Here is a 17548-nt window from a genome sequence, read left to right on the forward strand (position 1 = left end):
CCGTGCGACGCCACGCGAAAATGGCGGGCACTGCGGATGCCTTCTGCCCTACGGTCTGGCCCATGGACGACGAGGACGGTTACTTCGGCGAGCGCGTCGCCGCCACGTACGACAATCCGTCGGCACGGGAGTTCCATCCGGACACCCTGGCCCCGATGACCGGTCTGCTGGCGGATCTCGCCGACGGCGGCCGGGTGCTCGAACTCGGCATCGGTACGGGCCGGGTCGCTCTCCCCCTGGCGGAGCGCGGCGTCCCCGTGCACGGCATCGACCTGTCGCGGGCGATGGTCGCCCGTATGCGGGACAAGCCGGGCGGCGACGCGATCGGTGTGACGATCGGGGACTTCGCGACGACGAGGGTGGACGGGACGTTCTCCGTGGCGTACCTCGTCTTCAACACGATCATGAATCTCACGACCCAGGAGGCCCAGGTGGCCTGCTTCCGCAATGTCGCGGACCATCTGGCGCCCGGCGGCTGCTTCGTGATCGAGACCATGGTGCCCGAGCTGCGGAAGCTGCCGGCCGGCCAGAACCTCGTGCCGTTCCATGTGAGCCCCACACGCTGGTCGTTCGACATCTACGACGTCGCGACGCAGGAGATGAGCTCCAACTACGTCGAGGTGGTCGACGGGCGCGGCTCGTACTGGTCGGTGCCGTTCCGGTACGTCTGGCCGGCGGAACTCGACCTGATGGCCCAGCTGGCCGGGATGCGGCTGCGTGACCGGTGGGAGGGCTGGCAGCGCGAACCGTTCACGGGCGAGAGCGGACAGCACGTCTCGGTCTGGGAGAAGCCGGCCCGCTGACCGTCCGTCAGGTATCGCTCGCGGGCGCCCATCTCGCCCAGTTCCAGGGGCAGTTGCGTGTACGGGGCCTGCACGCAGGCTGCACGGAGGTTGTACGGAAGCGCTCGTCGCCACCGGTACCGTAGAGACGATCTTGCAGCCTGAGCGAGGCTGGAACCGGTACGGAGGGGGCACGATGCAGACGGCGGCCGAGGACGAGGTCCACGACGAGTACTTCCCGCTCGTCCCCGCCCCGGAGGACGGCAGCCGCTGGTCGGCGCCCGCCGATCTGGAGCAGCATCTGCACAAGCTGGCCCGGACCGACAACGTGTACGCCTATCTGCGGGCGCTCGCCATCGAGGGCGTGTACTACCCGCTGCGGCTCGACCAGGCGCAGGAGGCCGGCGAGGGCTCGTACCCGATGCTGACCACCGAGACGCCCGACGGCCGCACGGTGGCGCAGGTCTACACGGCGGGCCTGCTGCCCCGGCCGCACCCGTATCTCGTTTACGAGTACACGACGTTGGGGGCCCTCGCGCGGATACTCCCCGACGGTGTGGACATCCTGGCGGTCAACCCTGCCACGCCCTGCGAGCAGTACTTCCCCACCGACGAGGACGAGCGTGAGGTCTGGCTGGACCTGCATCACGAGCTGTTCTCCTCCGCCGAGTTGATGGACCGTCTGGAGACCCGGCGCACCGGCGCGCTCCCCACCGGAACGCTGCTGCACGGCCTGGCCTGCGGCGCGCACCTGTGCTTCACCAACGGCGACGCCTGGAACACCGCGCACTGGCACGGCATGGGATACCAGGGCGAGCGGGAGCGTGTCGCGGAATCGTGGGGCGTCCATGACCGCGACGACTGGCTCGCGATCGAGGAGCGGCTGCTCGATCGCGAAGTCAGCCCCTGGTATTGGGACTTCGTACTCGGAGCACGTACGGCGCTGATCGCCGCGCAGGGCCGGCGCGTCGATGCCGAGCAGTGGCGCGACTGCGTGGAGGCCACGCTGCGCGACCAGGCCGTCCTCCGGGCGGGAGCGTCCACCGCCGACGCCGAGTTCGAGGAGTTCGTGGCTCATCTGCGCGCACTGGTGGGCAAGTTGCTGCGCTACGAGTCCCGCTTCCGCGCCGACGGGCTGCTGCCGCCCGACGGTGTCGTCCGGTCGGTCGCCGCGTGGGACATCGGCCGCGCGTCCAAGATGGCGCGCTGGGGCCGGGGCGCGCGGTATGCCACCGAGGCGGAGATGCTGGCCGCGCTCGAACGGGCGTCAGGGGCCGCGCGGGCGGCGTACGGCTCGTGGGAGGAGTTCTCCGCCGGCTATGTGCTGGGGCGGTGTCTCCATTTCGACGAGGAGGAGTTCGGCCCCTGGTACACGACCGTGCTCGACGCCCACCGTGCGCTGGCGACGGCTCCGGACAGCCCGTGGCGGACGGTGCCGTTCGGCACGCGATGACGGCGGCTGCCACGCGCGGGCGCCGCTGACGTACGACGACCGCTCCGCACGGGTCGATACGATGCCAGCCTCCGGCGCGGCGACAGCACCCGAGCGTTCGCGATACCGAACGCACCATCCCCCTTCGCCGCCCACTGAAGCGAACAGTGCCGAACAGGCCTGACGGTCGAAGGAGATCGCCCGATGTCCCCCAGCAGCCCGGTCCGAAGCACCCTGGCCGCCAATCTCCGCCGGGAGAGGACCCGGCGCGGCCTGTCGCTCTCCGAGCTGTCCCGGCTGTCCAAGATCGGCAAAGCGACCCTTTCGCAGCTGGAGTCGGCCACCGGTAATCCCACCATCGAGACGGTCTTCAGCCTCTCCCGCGCCCTGGAGGTGCCCATCTCCGATCTGCTGGACACCGGCCACGCGGAGACGATGACCGTGGTGCGGGCGGCCGAGGTGGACGTGCTGAGCGGGGAGGGAGTGGATCTGCGTCCGCTCCGGCGGATCGAGACGGGCGGGGTCATCATGGAGGTGTACGACCAGCGGGTACGCGCGGGCGCGCAGCAGCCGTCGCTCGGGCACGCCGGCACCGAGCACACCGTGGTGCAGAGCGGCACGCTGGAGATCGAGGTGGACGGCCACCAGGTGGAACTGGGGCCCGGCGACTACGTGTCGTTCGACGCCTCGCTGCCGCACCGCTACGCGGCGCGGGACGAGCCGGTGCGTTCGGTGCTGCTGCTGCACTACCGGCCGGGCGGCGGCGCCCGGCCCGAGGCGCCGGGCACGCCCCACTAGGCCGTACGCGGAGGGGCTGACGGGCACACGACCGGCGCTCCGTCCGCCGACCCCGTTGACACCTTCCGTATGTCGCCCTAGCCTCAACTTCGTTCGCCATATAGAACGCGGAGGTCTGGTGGACCGAACACGAGTCGTCATGATGGGCGCCGGAATCATCGGGGCAGCCTGCGCGCGTGAACTCGCCGTCGCCGGTTTCGACGTGCTCGTACTGGACCGCGCGGGGGCCGCCGCCGCAAGCACGTCACACGGCGAGGGCAACATCCTGGTCTCCGACAAGGGCCCCGGTCCGGAGCTTGAACTCGCCCAGCTCTCCCGCCGGTTGTGGCCCGAGACTCTGGCCGCCATCGCCGGCCGGACCTCCTCGCAGGAGTTGGCCACGGTCGAATGGGACCCCAAGGGCGGCATCGTGGTGGCCACCACCGCCGAGGGCGCCGAGGCACTGCTGCCGTTCGCGGCGGCCCAGCGCGCGGCCGGGGTACGGGCCGAGCCGATGGACTCCGACGCCCTGACCGAGGCCGAGCCGTTTCTGACCGAGCGGCGCACCGCCGCCGTGCACTACCCCGACGACGCGCAGGTCCAGCCGGCCGGCGCGGCCACGGCCCTGCTCGCCGACGCCCTGCGGGCCGGCGCCCGACTGCGTACCGGCTGTGAGGTGCTCGGTGCCGTCACACGCGGCGGACGGCTGACGGCGGTGCGCACGGCGGACGGGCCCGTGGAGGCCGACGTGTTCGTCAACGCGGCCGGCCCGTGGTCGGGCGACGTCGCCCGGCGGCTCGGCGTACAGCTCGTCATCCGCCCGCGCCGCGGTGAGGTCCTGGTGACCACTCCCCAGCCGCCGACGGTCTTCCACAAGGTGTACGACGCGGACTACGTGGGCGCGGTGGGCAGCGGCGCGGGCGACCTCCAGACCTCGGCCGTGGTCGAGTCCACCCGCGCGGGCACCATCCTCCTCGGGTCCTCCCGGCGGCGCGTCGGCTTCGACGACCGGCTGCGTCCCGAAGTGCTCGCGGCGATCGCGGCCAAGGCGCTCAAGCTCTTCCCGTCGCTGGCGGGCGTCCATGCGATGCGGGCGTACGGGGGCTTCCGCCCGTACGTCCCCGATCATCTGCCGGTCATCGGCCCGGACCCGCGACTGGCCGGGCTCTGGCACGCGACCGGCCACGAGGGCGCGGGCATCGGTCTGTCGGTCGGTACCGCGCGCCTCGTGCGCGAGCTGCTGACGGGCGGACGGACGGAGATCGACGCGGGTCCGTTCCGGGTGGACCGGCCGGCGGTGCTCGGCACCGACACCCCCGGCGTGACCGAGGAGGAATCATGAGCCCACGTCTCGTACCCGCCGGGTCCGACCCGGCGGGACGCCGCGACCGGCCCCTCACCATCACGGTCGACGGTGAACCGCTCACCGGCATCGCGGGCCAGACCCTGGCCGGGGTGCTGCTCGCCGCCGGCCGGTCGGCCTGGCGCCAAGCGCCCTCGGGGGCGCCGCGCGGTGTGTTCTGCGGTATCGGTGTCTGCTTCGACTGCCTCGTGACGGTGAACGACGAGCGCGACGTACGGGCGTGCCGCCGCCGCGCCCAGGACGGTGACGCGGTGACCACGCAGTCACGGGCCATCGGCTCCGAACCGGACGAGCGGGACGGGAGGCGGGCGCCGTGACGGGGCGTCATGTCGTGGTCGTGGGAGCCGGACCCGCCGGTCTGGCCGCCGCCGACGCGGCGCTGGCGGCGGGCGCGGACGTGACGTTGATCGACGCGTCCGAACGGCCCGGCGGGCAGTACCACCGCATGCTGCCCGAGGCGTACGAGGCGGCCGACCCCGGAGCACTCCAGCACGGCTACGGCTCCTTCGAGCGGCGCAGCCGCCGGGTGCTCGGACACCCGCGCTGTTCCTGGTGGGCGGAGAGTTCCGTATGGGCTCTGGAGCGCCGCGCCCCCGATACGGACGGGCCACCGCTGGTACATGTCCTGAGCGGTACACCCCGGCGCCGGCATGTGCTGGAGCCCGACGCCCTGGTGCTCGCCGTGGGCGCCCACGACCGGGTGCTCCCCTTCCCCGGCTGGGACCTGCCCGGTGTCTACACGGCGGGCGCGGCCCAGGCGCTGGCCAAGGGAGAACGTGTGGTCGTCGGGGACCGGGTGGTTGTCGCGGGCACGGGGCCGTTCCTTCTGCCGGTGGCGACATCGCTGCTGGATGCCGGATCGCGGGTGCTCGCGGTGCTGGAGGCGGGCGGGCCGGGAGCCGTGGCGCGCGGCTGGCTGCGCCGCCCCTGGGAACTGGCGGCGCAGCTCGGCAAGTCCGGTGAACTCCTGTCTTACACCGCGGCGTTGGGGCGCCACCGCGTCTCGTACCAGTGGGGCACGGCGGTCGTCGAGGCGCGTGGGGACGGCCGGGTGGAGGAGATCGTCAGCGCCCGCGTCCGGGCGGACTGGTCGGTGGTGCCCGGCAGTGAGCGCGTCATCGCCGTGGACGCCGTGTGTGTCGGCCATGGATTCACGCCGCAGCTGGAACTGCCGGTCGCGGCCGGGTGCGCGCTGCGACGACCGGCGCCGGGCGGCTCGCCCACCGCCTCGTCGGCCGAAGTGTTCGTGGCGGTGGACGACAACCAGCGTACGAACCGGCCCGGCGTGTACGCGGCGGGCGAGATCACCGGTATCGCCGGTGCCCCCGCCGCCCGCGCCGAGGGCGCCGTGGCGGGCTGGATCGCGGCGGGCGGCGACCCGCACTCGCGCGCCCTGGCCACCGTGCGCCGCAGCCGCGACCAGGGCAGGGCGTTCGCCGCCCGGCTGGCGCTCGCCCACCCCATCGGCCGGGCGTGGCCCGGCTGGCTGCGTGCCGACACCGTGATCTGCCGCTGCGAGGAGACGACGTACGCGGCGGTGTGCCGTTCGGCCGCCGATCCCACCAACGCGGAGCCCCGGGTGGCGAAGCTGTCGACGCGGGCGGGCCTGGGCCCGTGCCAGGCCCGTATCTGCGGACCGACCGTCGCCGAGCTGCGCCACAGCGGCGACGTCGGCGCCGGATCCCACCACCGGCCGGTCGCCGAGCCGATCAGACTCGGCGAGCTGGCACGCCCACCGGAGCCGACCACCCCGTCCTCCCCGACTACCCCGTCCTCGAATCCCAACTCCCCTGCGGAGGAGAGCACTTCATGAGCAGCAACACCGCAAATCGACCGAACCCGCTGACCGGCGTCGTCGTCGCGACCGCGCTGCCGTACCGGCAGGAATCCGCCGCCCCGGCGGGCCTGGCCGTCGACTACGACACGTACGCGGAACACTGCCGCTGGCTCGTCGACAACGGCTGCGACGGGGTCGGCCCCAACGGGTCGCTCGGCGAGTACTCGTCGCTGACCGACGACGAACGGCGCACCGTCGCCCGTACGGCCATCGAGGCGGTACGCGGCCGGGGCAAGGTCGTCGTCGGCGTGCACGGGCCGGGCTCGCACCAGGCCGTGCGCTGGGCCGAGGCCGCGGCCGAGGACGGCGCCGACGGGGTGCTCTGCCTGCCCCCGACGATGTACCGGGCCAACCCGGCGGAGGTGGTGGCGCACTTCGAGGCCGTGGCCGCCGTCGGGCTGCCGGTCATGGTCTACAACAACCCCGTGGACACGAAGGTCGACCTGACGCCGGAACTCCTCGCGGAGATCGCCGGGATCGACAACGTGCTCGCCGTGAAGGAATTCTCCGGCGACGTGCGGCGCGTACTGGAGATCAAGGAGCGCGCTCCCGGTATCGACGTGATCAGCGGCGCCGACGACGTGGCGCTGGAGAGCCTGTTGATGGGGGCCACCGGTTGGTTCGCCGGCTTCCCCAACGTCTTCCCCGCGGAGTCCGCCCGGCTGTTCCGACTCGCCACAGCCGGCAGGCTGGAGGAGGCCCGCGCCCTCTACCGGCCGCTGGTCGCCGCGTTCCGGTGGGACTCGCGTACGGAGTTCGTCCAGGCCATCAAGCTCGGTATGGAGATGGTCGGCCGTTACGGCGGCCCCTGCCGCCCGCCACGTGGCCCGCTGGTCCCGGCGCACCGGGAGCAGATCAGCGCGGAGATGCGGCAGGCGATCGACTTCCTCGCCGCACAGTCCACCGAAGGGGCCCCGGTCTGATGCGCAGCGTACGGACGATCAGCGCGGTCGACTCCCACACGGAGGGCATGCCGACGCGCGTGGTCACCGGCGGCGTGCCGCCCGTCCCCGGCGCCACGATGGCCGAGCGGCGCCGCCATGCCATGGAACACCTGGACCCGCTGCGCCGGTTCCTTGTCGACGAACCTCGCGGCCATCCGGCGATGAGCGGCGCGATCCTGCAACCGCCGACCCGTCCGGACGCCGACTGGGGCGTCCTGTACATCGAGGTCAGCGGCTTCCTGCCGATGTGCGGGCACGGGACGATCGGCGTGGCGACCGTACTGGTGGAGACCGGGATGGTCCCGGTCAGCGAGCCCGAGACCGTGGTACGACTCGACACCCCGGCCGGTCTGGTCGAGGCCCGCGTAACGGTGCGCGAGGGAGTGGCCGAGATGGTCACGCTGCGCAACGTCGACGCGTTCGCGCTGGAACTCGACGCGACGGTGACGGTGCCGGGGCTGGGCGAGGTCCGGTACGACATGGCGTACGGGGGCAACTTCTACGCCGTGGTGGACCTGGCGTCCCTCGGGCTGCCTTTCGACCGGGCGCGCAAGGACGACATCCTCGCGGCGGGGCTCGCGATCTCGACCGCCATCGACGCGCACCACCCGCCGGTGCATCCGGCGGACCCGATGATCCGCGGCTGCAAGCACGTCCAGTTCCTCGCGCCCGGCTCGGACGCCAGACACTCCCGCAACGCGATGGCCATCCAACCGGGTTGGTTCGACCGGTCCCCCTGCGGCACCGGTACGTGCGCCCGTATGGCACAGCTCCACGCGCGCGGAGAGCTGGCGCTGGACACGGAGTTCATCAACGAGTCGTTCATCGGGACGCGGTTCACCGGACGGCTGTTGGGCACGAGCGAGGTCGCGGGTGTACCGGCCGTGGTGCCGGAGTTCTCGGGCCGCGCGTGGATCACCGGCACGGCCAACTACCTGCTGGATCCGGCGGATCCGTTCCCGCACGGCTTCGTCCTCTGACACGATCGTCGGCGTGACCGCTGCCGAGGAGCCGCACAGCCTGATCGTGACGGGGATGCCGGGGGCCGGGAAGTCGACGGTGACCGGACTCGTCGCCACCTCGGCGCTCACTCCCGAGGAGACGGCTGATCGCATGGTCCGGGAGACGCGCGACCGCGCCTCGGTGAACTGACCGGCGACACCGGGACTTCGACGCATGCGCAGCTACCGAACCCTGTTCCGCACCCCGGAGTTCACCCCGTTCCTGCTCTCCTTCGCCGCTTACGCCGCGGCCCAGACGATCGGCGGCCTGGCTCTGGGCACGCTGGTCTTCCGGGCCACCGGCTCCCCGTTCCTGTCGGCCGTGAGCATGTTCGGCCCGCAGCTGGCGCAGTTGCTGGGCGGCGCGTTCCTGCTCTCGGGCGCGGACCGGCTGCCGCCGCGCGCGATCCTTTCCGCTCTCGCCGTCGCCTTCGCGAGCGGCACGGCGGTGCTGGCGCTGCCCGGTCTGCCGCTCTGGGCGGTCTTCACCGTCGTACTCCTGCAGGGCCTGGTCGCGTCGCTGGGCGGGGGTGTGCGCGGAGGGCTGCTGAACGAGATCCTGTCCAAGGACGGCTATGTCCTGGGCCGTTCGGTGTACAACATGCTCTGGGGCCTGACCCAGATGATCGGTTTCGCCACGGGCGGCGCGCTGCTGGCGCTGCTGTCCCCGCGGACCTGTCTGCTCCTCGCGGCGGCGCTGTACGGGGTGTCGGCCGTGGTCACCCGCCTGGGCCTGACGGCCCGCCCACCACGCGCCTCCGGACGCCCGTCCCTCTCGGCGACCTGGCGCACCAACGCCCTCCTGTGGTCCTCACGCCCCCGCCGCCTGGCGTACCTGGGCCTGTGGGTCCCCAACGGCCTGATCGTCGGCGGCGATTCGCTGTACGTCTCGTACGCCCCCGGAGCCGCCGGCACGCAGTACGCGTGCGGGGCGCTGGGCATGTTCCTGGGCGACATGGCGGTGGGCCGCCTCGTACCGCCCGCGGTGCGCCCCCGTCTCGCGACGCCGCTGCGCCTGCTGCTGGCGGTCCCGTACCTGTTCTTCGTCCTGCGGCCGGGAGTGGCGCTGTCGGCCGTGGCCGTCACGGTCGCCTCCGCCGGGTTCGCCGCGAGCCTGGTCCTGCAGGAACGCCTGATGTCCCTCACTCCCGACGACCTCGCGGGCCAGGCCCTGGGCCTGTACGGCACCGGCATGGCCGCTCTGCAGGGCATCGGCGCCGTCCTCGCGGGCACGCTGGCCCAACTCACCTCCCCCGCCACGGCGATGACGCTGATGGCGGCCGGATCGATCACGGTGACCCTGACCCTGGCGGCGCTGGGCCGCCAGGGACGATCCCCTATTCGTTTGCCGCCGGCCGGGCCGGTCGGATAAGAAGCTTGCATGCTCAGAGGTGGCAAGGTCGGGCTCAGGGCCCGGCACGAGGACGACATCCCGATCCTGCGAGCCGAGCTCTACGACGACGTCGTCAACTCCGCGCGGGCGGAAGGCCGGCCTTGGCGGCCCGTCGTCCCCGGCTCCAAGGATCCGCGGCTCGTGGTGGACGCGAAGGAGGAGGGGCACGTCCCGTTCTCCGTGGTGGAGCTGGACGGCGGCACGCTGGTCGGCACCGCGACGCTGTGGAACATCGACAACCACAACCGGTCCGCGCACATCGGGCTCGGACTGCTGCCGGCCTCGCGGGGCAAGGGCTATGGCACGGATGTGGTCGCGGTGCTGTGCCACTACGGTTTCGTCGTGCGCGGCCTGCACCGGCTCCAGATCGAGACGCTGTCGGACAACGCCGCGATGCTGCGCTCCGCCGAGCGCAACGGCTTCGTCCGCGAGGGCGTGCTGCGCTCCTCCGCCTGGGTGCTTGGCGAGTTCCTGGACCAGGTGCTGCTCGGGCTCCTGGCCCAGGACTGGAAGCCGGACTCGCGGGGTTAGAGCCTAGAAGGACAGGGTCCGGATGAACCCCCCGAGGTTCTCGTCGTCCGTGCCGGCGACAGGCTCGGTGGATCCGGGCGGAAACTCCAGGCCCTCGATCTTGTATCCCGGAAACGTCCCCAGCACGGACGGGGACCCGGCCAGTACGACCCGTACCCGCCCGTCCGCCGACACCGTCACCCGGCCCGCGTCGCTCACCGCGGAGTCGAACGGGCCGTCGTCGCCGGCGTCCGCCGCCGAACTCGCGATGATCCGGCCCGTCTCGGTCACCGAGAGGTCGGAGATGTGACGCGTCGCGTCGCCGGTCGGATACGTCGCCCGGTAGGCCCGGCGCGTCACAGTGCCGAACTGCGTCTGCCCCCACGAAGCGAACGAGAGAAGCGCCGCGTACAGCGTGGCGGGACGGTCCGCTCCCGCCCCGCGGTCCGCCCACAGGGCGGCGAGTCTGCCGTTCTGGGCGACGAGCGCGAAGCTCTCGAAGTCGTCGCCCTCGCCGATCGCCGGCAGCGGCACGTAGTCGAGGACCGTCGCCGTGGAGTCGGTGACCTTCAGGTGGTAGACGATCCCGCGAGCGGCGAGCGCCAGATACTCCGCGGGCGCTCCGGGGACGGCTTCGACGGCTTCCAGGTCGACCGGTTCCGGACCGTCCCAGGTGATCGGGGAAACGTCGGTCGCGCCCTCCCGGTGGGTGATCCGGGACAGACGCTGCTGACCGGCGCGCTTGTTGTCGTGCACGATCAGGGCGCGTACCCCGGTTCCGTCTCCGGTACGGCCCTCGTACGCGATGCCGCTGACGCCGCTGCGGGAGTCGACGCCCACCTTCTGCCACTCCCCGGCCGCACCGGCCGGGACGGTGGTGAGCATCGTCAGCAGCGCGGTCGCCGCGGTGAGCCGGGCCGTACGGCGCAACATCGAGAGTTTCACTGGGGTCGCTCGCCTTCCCTCGCCGAGAGGCGCGTGGTCACGCGCCGCGCGTCAGGGTATTGATCATGGTGAGCGGCGCCCAACGGCCCTTACTCCGTCTGCCGGAGCGCGTGCCGGTCGCGCTCGTGCAGGTAGTCGCCGGTCTCGGCGGACGCGCGGAGCATGGCCAGGGCGCGCGTGTGGAGGCGCCGGCGGCGCTCGGCGATCGCGGACGCGGCCGAGGCGGGGGATGCGACGTCGCGCAGTTCAGCCAGGAGCGGCGCGATCTGCGCGAGTACGTACCCGCTGCGGCGCAGTTGGTGGACGATGTTCGCGTCGCGCACGTCGCCGGGCGTGTACGTCCGGTACCCGGTGGCGGGATCCCGTTCGGGGTGGAGCAGACCGGCTCGTTCCCACCGTCGCAGGGTGGCCGGGCGGAGGCCGAGCCGGTGGGCCAGGGCGCCGATCGTGCGGGTGCGGTGCGAGGGGCGCTCGTCCGGGGCGTGGGTCAGCTCCGTCAGCGCTCGCTCGATCGTGTCGAGAGTCCCCCGGTCGGCGAGCAGTTCGGCGTGGCTGCGGTCGATGACGGTCAGCGCCTCTTCGGTCCGGCCGGTGTTGAGCAGCGTCATGACCGACCGGGCCGCGGCGTGGCCGTGGGCCGGGATCAGGGCGAGAAAGGTCCGGAGCGCGGCGACGTGCACGCTCGTGTAGCGGCGGTAGCCGGAGTCGGTGCGCTCGGCGGCGGGCAGGATGCCGGCCGCTTCGTAGTTGCGTACGGCCTGGCCGGACAGTCCGTGTGGCCGCGCCAGATCCACGGGCCTCATCAGCAGCGGGAAGGCCAGGCGCCGGTGTGGCCGGTCGCGTCGGCGATGGCGAGCGCGCTGTCGCGCAGGCCCGCTCGGGCCTGTGGCGTCAAGGGCGCGAGGAGCGCGGCCAGTTCCTCGACCACGGTCTGGTGGAAGGCGAGGGCCGAGCGGCGGCCGTCCTCGGTGAGGACCACCTGGACGGCGCGGCGGTCGCCGGGGACCAGTGAGCGCTCGACGAGCTGACGCTGTGCCGCCCGGTCCACGAGCCCGGTCAGGTTCGCCTTTCCCACGCCGAAGAGGCGGGCGAGTTCGGCCATGCCGCGTGGCCGCTCGGCCAGGACGCAGAGCATGCGTGCCTGGACCGGCGTCAGCTCGTAACGCTCGGCGACGCGCGTGAAGGTGTCCCGGACCAGCCCGGAGAGCTGGATCAGGGCGACGGCGTCGGCCGCGGCCTCCTCGGCGGGGCCGGCGGGAGCGTCGCCGCTTTCGAGGTTGGAGGACGGGGATGCGGACATGGGCGCTATCGTACATCCCGAAGACTGTACGTCAGGTGTACTGTCTATGCTACGAACCATTGACGACGGAGGCATGCCCATGACGCGTATCGGGATCATCCTGGGAAGCACCCGGCCGAACCGGCGGGGTGAGCCGGTGGCGCACTGGGCACTGGAACTGACCGCGAAGCGTGCTGACGCGGAGTTCGAGCTGGTGGATCTGCGGGATTTCCCGCTGCCTCACCTCGATGAGGCGATGCCGCCGTCCTTCGGGCGGTACGAGCACGAGCACACACGACGCTGGGCCGAGAGGATCGCTTCGTTCGACGGGTTCGTCGTCGTGACCCCCGAGTACAACCACAGCCAGCGGCGTGCTGAAGAACGCGATCGACTACCTGTTCGCCGAGTGGAACAACAAGGCCGTCGGGTTCATCTCGTACGGCCCCCACGGCGGAATCCGTGCCGTGGAGCATCTGCGGGTGATGGCGGGCGAGTTGATGATGGCCGACGTGCGCGCGCAGGTGGTGCTGCCCTTCACCACGGAGTTCGAGAACTACCGGACCTTCAAACCGGGCGACCACAACCTGCCGGTGCTCCACACCATGCTCGACCAGGTCATCGCGTGGAGCGAGGCGCTGGCACCGCTGCGCGCCCAACAGGCCCCCGCCGATGCCTACCCGGGTCTTCGCCCTCACCGGTCACCTCGTCCTCCACAAGCGATGGACCGACGGTGACGACGTCATGACCTGGTTCGACCTGCCCCCCAAGGGCGGCACCGAGCCCTTCCCCGTGGCCAGTTGGCTGCGCATCGAGAACGGCCGTATCGCGCGCGTCCGCGTCACCTTCGACCTCGGCAAGCTCCTGCTGGCCGGCGACCCCCGCACCACCATCTGAGAGTGAGACACCCATGAGCACCCCCCACCCCACAGCACCCCCGGTTCTCGTCGTCGGCGCGACCGGCGCGCTCGGCGGCAAGGTCGTCGACGACCTGCTCGCGCGCGGCAAGAACGTCCGCGCTCTCGTCCGTCCCGCCAGTGACGCGAGCAAGCTTGAGCGGCGAGGCGTCGAGATCGCGCGAGGCGACATGCTCGACCCCGACTCGCTCACCGCCGCCATGGACGGCGCCGACGCCGTCGTCACCACCGCCGCCGGCTACACCCGCCGCGACAAGAAGGCACACGACATCGACACCACCGGCAACACCAACCTCGCCGAGGCCGCCCACCGCACCGGTGTCCGGCGGTTCGTCCTCACCGGCATCCTCACCAGCGACCAGACCCCCGACGTGCCGCACTTCTGGCACAAGAAACTCGCCGAGGACAGACTCGAACAGCTCGGTGTCCCGTTCGTCTCCCTGCGCCCCGGCGCGTTTCTCGACCAGGTCGTGAGCATGGCCGGCAACCCCCTCGAAAAGGGCCGCCTGATCTGGATGAGCAAGACGGACGTCCCTCTGACGTTCGTCCTCACCCCGGACCTCGCGGGATATCTGGCGGCGGCGGTCGACGCCGATGCCGGGCAGAGCGAGCGGGTCGACATCGGCTGGGACCGGCCGGTCAGTGTGCGGGAGGCGGCCGGCCTGATCGGCGGCCGAAGCGGCAGGACGATCAAGGTGCGCAGTGTCCCGCCCGCGGTCACCCGCGCCGCGGGCGCCGTCGTCGGCCCGTTCGTGCCGGCGGTCAAGGACATGGCCGCCATGTTCCGCTGGTTCGACACCGGCCGCTACGTCGCGGACACCCGACGGCAGACGGAACTGTTCGGCCCCGCTCCCACCGCGGAGGACGCCATCGCCCGGCTCACCGCCGAACTGAGCGCCCTGGCCGGCAAAGCCACCTCGTGACTGGCCTCAACCGGCCAGCGTCCGAGGGGCAGTTGTGTCCCCCTTCGTCCTCCGCCGGATGCCTGGCTGTGGCAAAGTCATGCAGGTGGATGAATTGCGACCCCAAGATCCCACGCGAATAGGCGTGTGGCGGATTCTCGCCCGGCTCGGTGCGGGCGGCATGGGACAGGTGTTTCTCGGCCGCTCGCCCGGCGGCCGGCTGGTGGCCGTGAAGGTCATCCGGGACGAGATCAGCGACCATCCGGAGTCGCTGGCTCGCTTCCGGCGGGAAGCCGCGGCCATGGAAGCCGTACGCAGCCCGTACACCGCCCAGTTGATAGAGGCGTCGCTCGACGCGTCCCCGTACTGGCTGGCCACCGAGTACGTGCCGGGACCCACGCTGCGCGAGGCCGTGCGCGCGAGCGGGCCGTTCCCGCCCGAGAGTGCGCTGCGGCTGTTCGCGGCGCTCGCCGAAGGGCTGGCCTCGGTCCATCTCCACGGGGTCACGCACCGGGATCTGAAGCCGCAGAACGTCATCCTCGCGCCCCAAGGACCGCAGCTGATCGACTTCGGTATCGCCCGAGGGCAGGAGTGGACGGCCCTCACGCAGACCGGCATGGCACCGGGGACACCGGGGTACGCCGCGCCCGAGGTTCTTCTCCGTAACGAGGCCGGGCCGGCGGCGGACATCTTCGCGCTGGGAGCGACGATCGCCTACGCGTCGACCGGGCGGCCCCCGTACGGCGGCGGGGAAGCCTCGGCAGTGAGCTATCGGACCGTGCACGAGGAGGTCGATCTGGCGGGTGTACGGGACGACCTGGCCGCGCTGGTCCGGCGATGCGTCGCCAAGGACCCTGCGGAACGGCCCCAGTTGGCGGCCGTGATCGCCGGATGCGCGGTGGAGTCGGCGTTGGCCTCGGACGCGCACTACCGGTCGGTGGCCCGCGACACCGATGCCGTACCGGAGCCCGAAGCGGTACCGGAGCCCGCGCCCGAACGCTGGGGATACTCCGAGGCCACCCCGTACACCGTCCCGGCCCCTCAGCCGCCGACCGCCGCCCGGCCGGGACGCCGCAAGGGCTGGCTCGCGGTGTGCGCGGTGGCGGTCGTCGTACCGTTGGCGCTCTGGCTGCTCCCCGGACAGGGCGACGACGACCAGGACCCGGAGGCCGAGGCAAGCGCCGGGACCAGCGCGTCCGGGCCGGCCGCCAAGGACGATCCGAAAGACGATCCGAAGAAGGATTCGGCGGACGGGCCACCGGACCACATCGTGAACGACCGTGTGTCACAGGACCGTTGGGCACTGTCGGACGATCCGCAGGAGGCCGCCCAGAGCATCGGCACCTGCGACCTGGGCTACCTCGCCGACTCCTCGCCGCCGTCGGGCCTCCAGTCGTCGGTCTCGTACACCAGCGGCTCGGGCAGCGCCTCGATGTCCTTCCGCCCCAAGGCCGCCGGGAGCGGAAAGCGCCCCGCGCCGTACTACGTCTCCGTCGGGGTACGCCCTCCGCACGGGACGGATCGCACCACCGGGCGCCCCCTGAAGTCGGCGGGGAAGGACATCGGCTTCACCAGCAAGCCCGTCGACCTCTACTCGAAGTGGTCATCGGGCGGCACCGTCAAGTTCCGGTACCCCGACGACTTCCGCGCCCACTTCGAGACCGGGACCGTTGACGCGATCCCGGTGAACGACGATCCGGGCGACTGGACCGTGGTGCTGTACCACGTCGAGGGCGGACCGAAGGAGTACCGCACCATCGGCTGCAACGGCTTCCGCGCCTGAGCCCGAGAGCTGCGGGCGCCGTCACCCGCCGGCCGGCTCGACGGTGCCGGTGAGACGGAGGGCGGCCCCGGTGTCGAGGCCGATGCGCGCCGCCCAGGCGAGGGCGTCGTCAAGGGTGGCATCCGCGTCCGCCAGGTGGGCGGCGGCGAGACCGGGTGGCACTTTGCCCTCATCCAGCAGGGCCGCCCACTGGCGCCCGGTCAGGCAGAGGTAGCGGAGTCCCGTCAGCCCGGCCAGCACCGACAGGTCGGGGACCCGGGCTCCGGAAAGATCGAGGCCGCACAGGTGGGGGACGGAAAGCAGCGGGGCGATGTCACCCGCGACAGTGGTGGTCAGGTCGAGGGAGGCGAGGTGGGGGTGGTCGGTGAGCGGGGTCAGATCCCCGCTGTCGAGGGTGATACGCAGTGATTCGACGGGCAGTTCGCGCACCGGTGTCAGGTCGGACGTGGTGGAGCGGTTGAGGTGCAGCCGTCGGAGGTCCGTGGCGGCGGTGAGCGGGGCGAGGTCGACGAGGTCGGGCGCGTCGTTGATGTGGATCGCCTGGAGGGTGGGCGGGACCTCGTCCGGGATGGAGCCGATGATCAGGTGGGGGCCGGAATCGCGGGCGGGGTCGCGAGTGGGATCGCCCAGCGAGATGTGGTCGTCGTGCGTCTCGTACGCGCCCTGGTCGATGAGGTCCAGGTAGTGACCGAGGAGTGAGGTGACCGAGTCGGCTTCGTAGGCGGGCCCGTCCTCGTAGTCGCGACCACTGCGGATGATCTGACCGACGCGGCCGGCGCGGGCCGGGGCCGTGTCCGCGGCCAGGTAGTTGCCGTCATGGCGGGTGGCGAAGGGCAGCCAGCCGGGGTGGGCTCCGCTGCGCCGTACGGTATGGGCGGGGGTGGCGTCGAAGACAACCGCGTCCCACTCCAAGTCCCAGCCGAACCAGGGGCGTTCACCGGTGCTCCACTCGTCCTGCGCGGCGACGAGGTGTTCCAGCGACATCCAGGCGTGGTCCTGGAACAGATAGCGGTGCTCGAAGCCGATGCCGTCGCCGTCGGCGATCGCGTAGAGCGCCCGCAGGTCGGCGGGCAGGCTGCGGCCGAGGCGGCGTTCGGCTTCGTCGAGCGCGGTGGCCGTGGCGGGCGGGGGCAGTTCGTCGGGGTACCCCAGGATCGCGGCGCGCCGTTCGAGGTATTCGCGGAAGCGGGCGACGGCCAGCGCGGGGTCGCCCGCCGGTTCGGCGGTGCCGGGCCGCTGGTACGTGCCGGGCTGGGGCAACTGACAACTGTCGTCCAGGACCGCCTGGAAACCGGACCGCGTGCCTGTCGACCAGGTGATGGCATCCTGGAACGCCACGAAGCGGTACTCACCGGAGGGCCGGCACCGGATCTCAAGACTGACCGGGTCCCAGCCGTGCGCTTCGCGCAGTGCCGCCGCCAGGACCATGAGTTCCACGAAGGGGTTCGGCATCTCCGCGTTTCCGTGGCCAGGTCCGTAGCCGCCGGTCACCGAGGTGCCGCCGCGCCCTGCCTGGCCGTGCAGCACGGCGTGCGTCCAGCCGTTCGGGGCCTGCGCGGCCATCGCCTCGACTATCGGTCGTACCGCCTGCTCAATCACGCTCTGCTCCTGTGTGGCGCGGTCGGTCGGATCCCCCGGCTCTCGGTCGGTGAGCATTCGTCCTGAGAATGCGGCCCGTGGAGACGT

The 17548-nt window shown here is 71.9% G+C and carries 18 protein-coding genes and 1 pseudogene; 15 read left to right on the plus strand and 4 right to left on the minus strand.

All coding sequences use genetic code 11. The annotated features are described in order from the left end of the window. Positions 1–62 precede the first annotated feature (62 nt). The 11 genes from ACIBLA_RS06225 to ACIBLA_RS06275 all read left to right on the plus strand — a co-directional run bounded on the left by ACIBLA_RS06225 (position 63) and on the right by ACIBLA_RS06275 (position 10060). The gene (locus tag ACIBLA_RS06225) at positions 63–803 is read left to right on the plus strand and encodes a class I SAM-dependent DNA methyltransferase (protein WP_399197905.1); all 741 of its coding nucleotides are present in this window, start codon (positions 63–65) and stop codon (positions 801–803) included. 175 nt (positions 804–978) lie between these two features. Further along, positions 979–2235, plus strand: a complete 1257-nt coding sequence (locus ACIBLA_RS06230) for a DUF1266 domain-containing protein (protein WP_363240730.1) — start codon at positions 979–981, stop codon at positions 2233–2235. A gap of 183 nt (positions 2236–2418) precedes the next feature. Beyond that, positions 2419–3012, plus strand: a complete 594-nt coding sequence (locus ACIBLA_RS06235) for an XRE family transcriptional regulator (RefSeq protein ID WP_363240729.1) — start codon at positions 2419–2421, stop codon at positions 3010–3012. A 118-nt stretch (positions 3013–3130) separates the two neighbouring features. Then, complete coding sequence (locus tag ACIBLA_RS06240) at positions 3131–4333, plus strand: NAD(P)/FAD-dependent oxidoreductase (protein WP_399197907.1); 1203 nt, start codon at positions 3131–3133, stop codon at positions 4331–4333. After that, a complete protein-coding gene (locus tag ACIBLA_RS06245; protein ID WP_399197908.1) occupies positions 4330–4671 on the plus strand; it encodes a (2Fe-2S)-binding protein in 342 nt (113 codons plus the stop codon). The genes ACIBLA_RS06240 and ACIBLA_RS06245 overlap by 4 nt, the downstream gene beginning before the upstream one ends. Continuing rightward, positions 4668–6167 carry an FAD-dependent oxidoreductase gene (locus tag ACIBLA_RS06250; RefSeq protein WP_399197909.1) on the plus strand — a complete coding sequence of 500 codons (1500 nt, stop codon included), beginning with the start codon at positions 4668–4670 and terminating at the stop codon, positions 6165–6167. Before ACIBLA_RS06245 ends, ACIBLA_RS06250 begins: the two co-directional genes overlap by 4 nt. Continuing rightward, a complete protein-coding gene (locus tag ACIBLA_RS06255; RefSeq protein WP_399197910.1) occupies positions 6164–7114 on the plus strand; it encodes a dihydrodipicolinate synthase family protein in 951 nt (316 codons plus the stop codon). Before ACIBLA_RS06250 ends, ACIBLA_RS06255 begins: the two co-directional genes overlap by 4 nt. Continuing rightward, positions 7114–8115, plus strand: a complete 1002-nt coding sequence (locus tag ACIBLA_RS06260) for a proline racemase family protein (protein WP_363240725.1) — start codon at positions 7114–7116, stop codon at positions 8113–8115. Before ACIBLA_RS06255 ends, ACIBLA_RS06260 begins: the two co-directional genes overlap by 1 nt. A 13-nt stretch (positions 8116–8128) precedes the next feature. Continuing rightward, a complete protein-coding gene (locus ACIBLA_RS06265; RefSeq protein WP_399197911.1) occupies positions 8129–8287 on the plus strand; it encodes a hypothetical protein in 159 nt (52 codons plus the stop codon). A gap of 24 nt (positions 8288–8311) precedes the next feature. Continuing rightward, complete coding sequence (locus tag ACIBLA_RS06270) at positions 8312–9508, plus strand: MFS transporter (protein ID WP_399197912.1); 1197 nt, start codon at positions 8312–8314, stop codon at positions 9506–9508. A gap of 9 nt (positions 9509–9517) precedes the next feature. Continuing rightward, positions 9518–10060: a GNAT family protein gene (locus ACIBLA_RS06275; protein WP_363240722.1), complete on the plus strand. Its 543-nt coding sequence runs from the start codon at positions 9518–9520 to the stop codon at positions 10058–10060. A 3-nt stretch (positions 10061–10063) separates the two neighbouring features. On the opposite strand, the gene ACIBLA_RS06280 is transcribed toward ACIBLA_RS06275, so the two are convergent. The 3 genes from ACIBLA_RS06280 to ACIBLA_RS06290 form a co-directional block, all read right to left on the minus strand. Next, positions 10064–10984 (minus strand): hypothetical protein, encoded by a 921-nt coding sequence (locus ACIBLA_RS06280; protein ID WP_399197913.1) that lies wholly within the window; start codon positions 10982–10984, stop codon positions 10064–10066. Positions 10985–11073: 89 nt separating this feature from the next. Then, on the minus strand, positions 11074–11787 hold the full coding sequence (locus ACIBLA_RS06285) for a MerR family transcriptional regulator (RefSeq protein WP_363240720.1): 714 nt from the start codon (positions 11785–11787) through the stop codon (positions 11074–11076). After that, on the minus strand, positions 11787–12284 hold the full coding sequence (locus ACIBLA_RS06290) for a MarR family winged helix-turn-helix transcriptional regulator (protein WP_399197914.1): 498 nt from the start codon (positions 12282–12284) through the stop codon (positions 11787–11789). Before ACIBLA_RS06290 ends, ACIBLA_RS06285 begins: the two co-directional genes overlap by 1 nt. Before the next feature lie 79 nt (positions 12285–12363). On the opposite strand from ACIBLA_RS06290, the pseudogene ACIBLA_RS06295 reads away from it, so the two are divergent. The 4 genes and pseudogenes from ACIBLA_RS06295 to ACIBLA_RS06310 form a co-directional block, all read left to right on the plus strand. After that, positions 12364–12913, plus strand: a pseudogene (locus ACIBLA_RS06295) (NADPH-dependent FMN reductase); the annotation flags it as partial. Between the two features lie 91 nt (positions 12914–13004). Next, positions 13005–13157, plus strand: a complete 153-nt coding sequence (locus ACIBLA_RS06300) for a hypothetical protein (protein ID WP_399197915.1) — start codon at positions 13005–13007, stop codon at positions 13155–13157. 13 nt (positions 13158–13170) lie between these two features. Beyond that, entirely contained in the window at positions 13171–14100 is a 930-nt protein-coding gene (locus ACIBLA_RS06305; RefSeq protein WP_399197916.1) for an SDR family oxidoreductase, read from the plus strand. 79 nt (positions 14101–14179) lie between these two features. Next, entirely contained in the window at positions 14180–15862 is a 1683-nt protein-coding gene (locus ACIBLA_RS06310; RefSeq protein ID WP_399197917.1) for a serine/threonine-protein kinase, read from the plus strand. 21 nt (positions 15863–15883) lie between these two features. On the opposite strand, the gene ACIBLA_RS06315 is transcribed toward ACIBLA_RS06310, so the two are convergent. After that, the gene (locus tag ACIBLA_RS06315; protein WP_363240714.1) at positions 15884–17518 is read right to left on the minus strand and encodes an SMI1/KNR4 family protein; all 1635 of its coding nucleotides are present in this window, start codon (positions 17516–17518) and stop codon (positions 15884–15886) included. Between the last annotated feature and the right edge of the window lie 30 nt (positions 17519–17548).

The organism is Streptomyces sp. NPDC050433 (assembly GCF_044458565.1).
In the GTDB taxonomy this organism is placed as follows: Bacteria; Actinomycetota; Actinomycetes; order Streptomycetales; family Streptomycetaceae; genus Streptomyces.

Excerpts from the sequence above, each read along its gene's own strand:
- ACIBLA_RS06225 (WP_399197905.1), top strand. The coding sequence starts at position 63 with ATGGACGACGAGGACGGTTACTTCGGCGAGCGCGTCGCCGCCACGTAC.
- ACIBLA_RS06230 (WP_363240730.1), top strand. The coding sequence starts at position 979 with ATGCAGACGGCGGCCGAGGACGAGGTCCACGACGAGTACTTCCCGCTC.
- ACIBLA_RS06235 (WP_363240729.1), top strand. The coding sequence starts at position 2,419 with ATGTCCCCCAGCAGCCCGGTCCGAAGCACCCTGGCCGCCAATCTCCGC.
- ACIBLA_RS06245 (WP_399197908.1), top strand. The coding sequence starts at position 4,330 with ATGAGCCCACGTCTCGTACCCGCCGGGTCCGACCCGGCGGGACGCCGC.
- ACIBLA_RS06255 (WP_399197910.1), top strand. The coding sequence starts at position 6,164 with ATGAGCAGCAACACCGCAAATCGACCGAACCCGCTGACCGGCGTCGTC.
- ACIBLA_RS06260 (WP_363240725.1), top strand. The coding sequence starts at position 7,114 with ATGCGCAGCGTACGGACGATCAGCGCGGTCGACTCCCACACGGAGGGC.
- ACIBLA_RS06270 (WP_399197912.1), top strand. The coding sequence starts at position 8,312 with ATGCGCAGCTACCGAACCCTGTTCCGCACCCCGGAGTTCACCCCGTTC.
- ACIBLA_RS06275 (WP_363240722.1), top strand. The coding sequence starts at position 9,518 with ATGCTCAGAGGTGGCAAGGTCGGGCTCAGGGCCCGGCACGAGGACGAC.
- ACIBLA_RS06285 (WP_363240720.1), bottom strand. The coding sequence starts at position 11,787 with ATGAGGCCCGTGGATCTGGCGCGGCCACACGGACTGTCCGGCCAGGCC.
- ACIBLA_RS06290 (WP_399197914.1), bottom strand. The coding sequence starts at position 12,284 with ATGTCCGCATCCCCGTCCTCCAACCTCGAAAGCGGCGACGCTCCCGCC.
- ACIBLA_RS06300 (WP_399197915.1), top strand. The coding sequence starts at position 13,005 with ATGACCTGGTTCGACCTGCCCCCCAAGGGCGGCACCGAGCCCTTCCCC.
- ACIBLA_RS06305 (WP_399197916.1), top strand. The coding sequence starts at position 13,171 with ATGAGCACCCCCCACCCCACAGCACCCCCGGTTCTCGTCGTCGGCGCG.
- ACIBLA_RS06310 (WP_399197917.1), top strand. The coding sequence starts at position 14,180 with ATGCAGGTGGATGAATTGCGACCCCAAGATCCCACGCGAATAGGCGTG.
- ACIBLA_RS06315 (WP_363240714.1), bottom strand. The coding sequence starts at position 17,518 with ATGCTCACCGACCGAGAGCCGGGGGATCCGACCGACCGCGCCACACAG.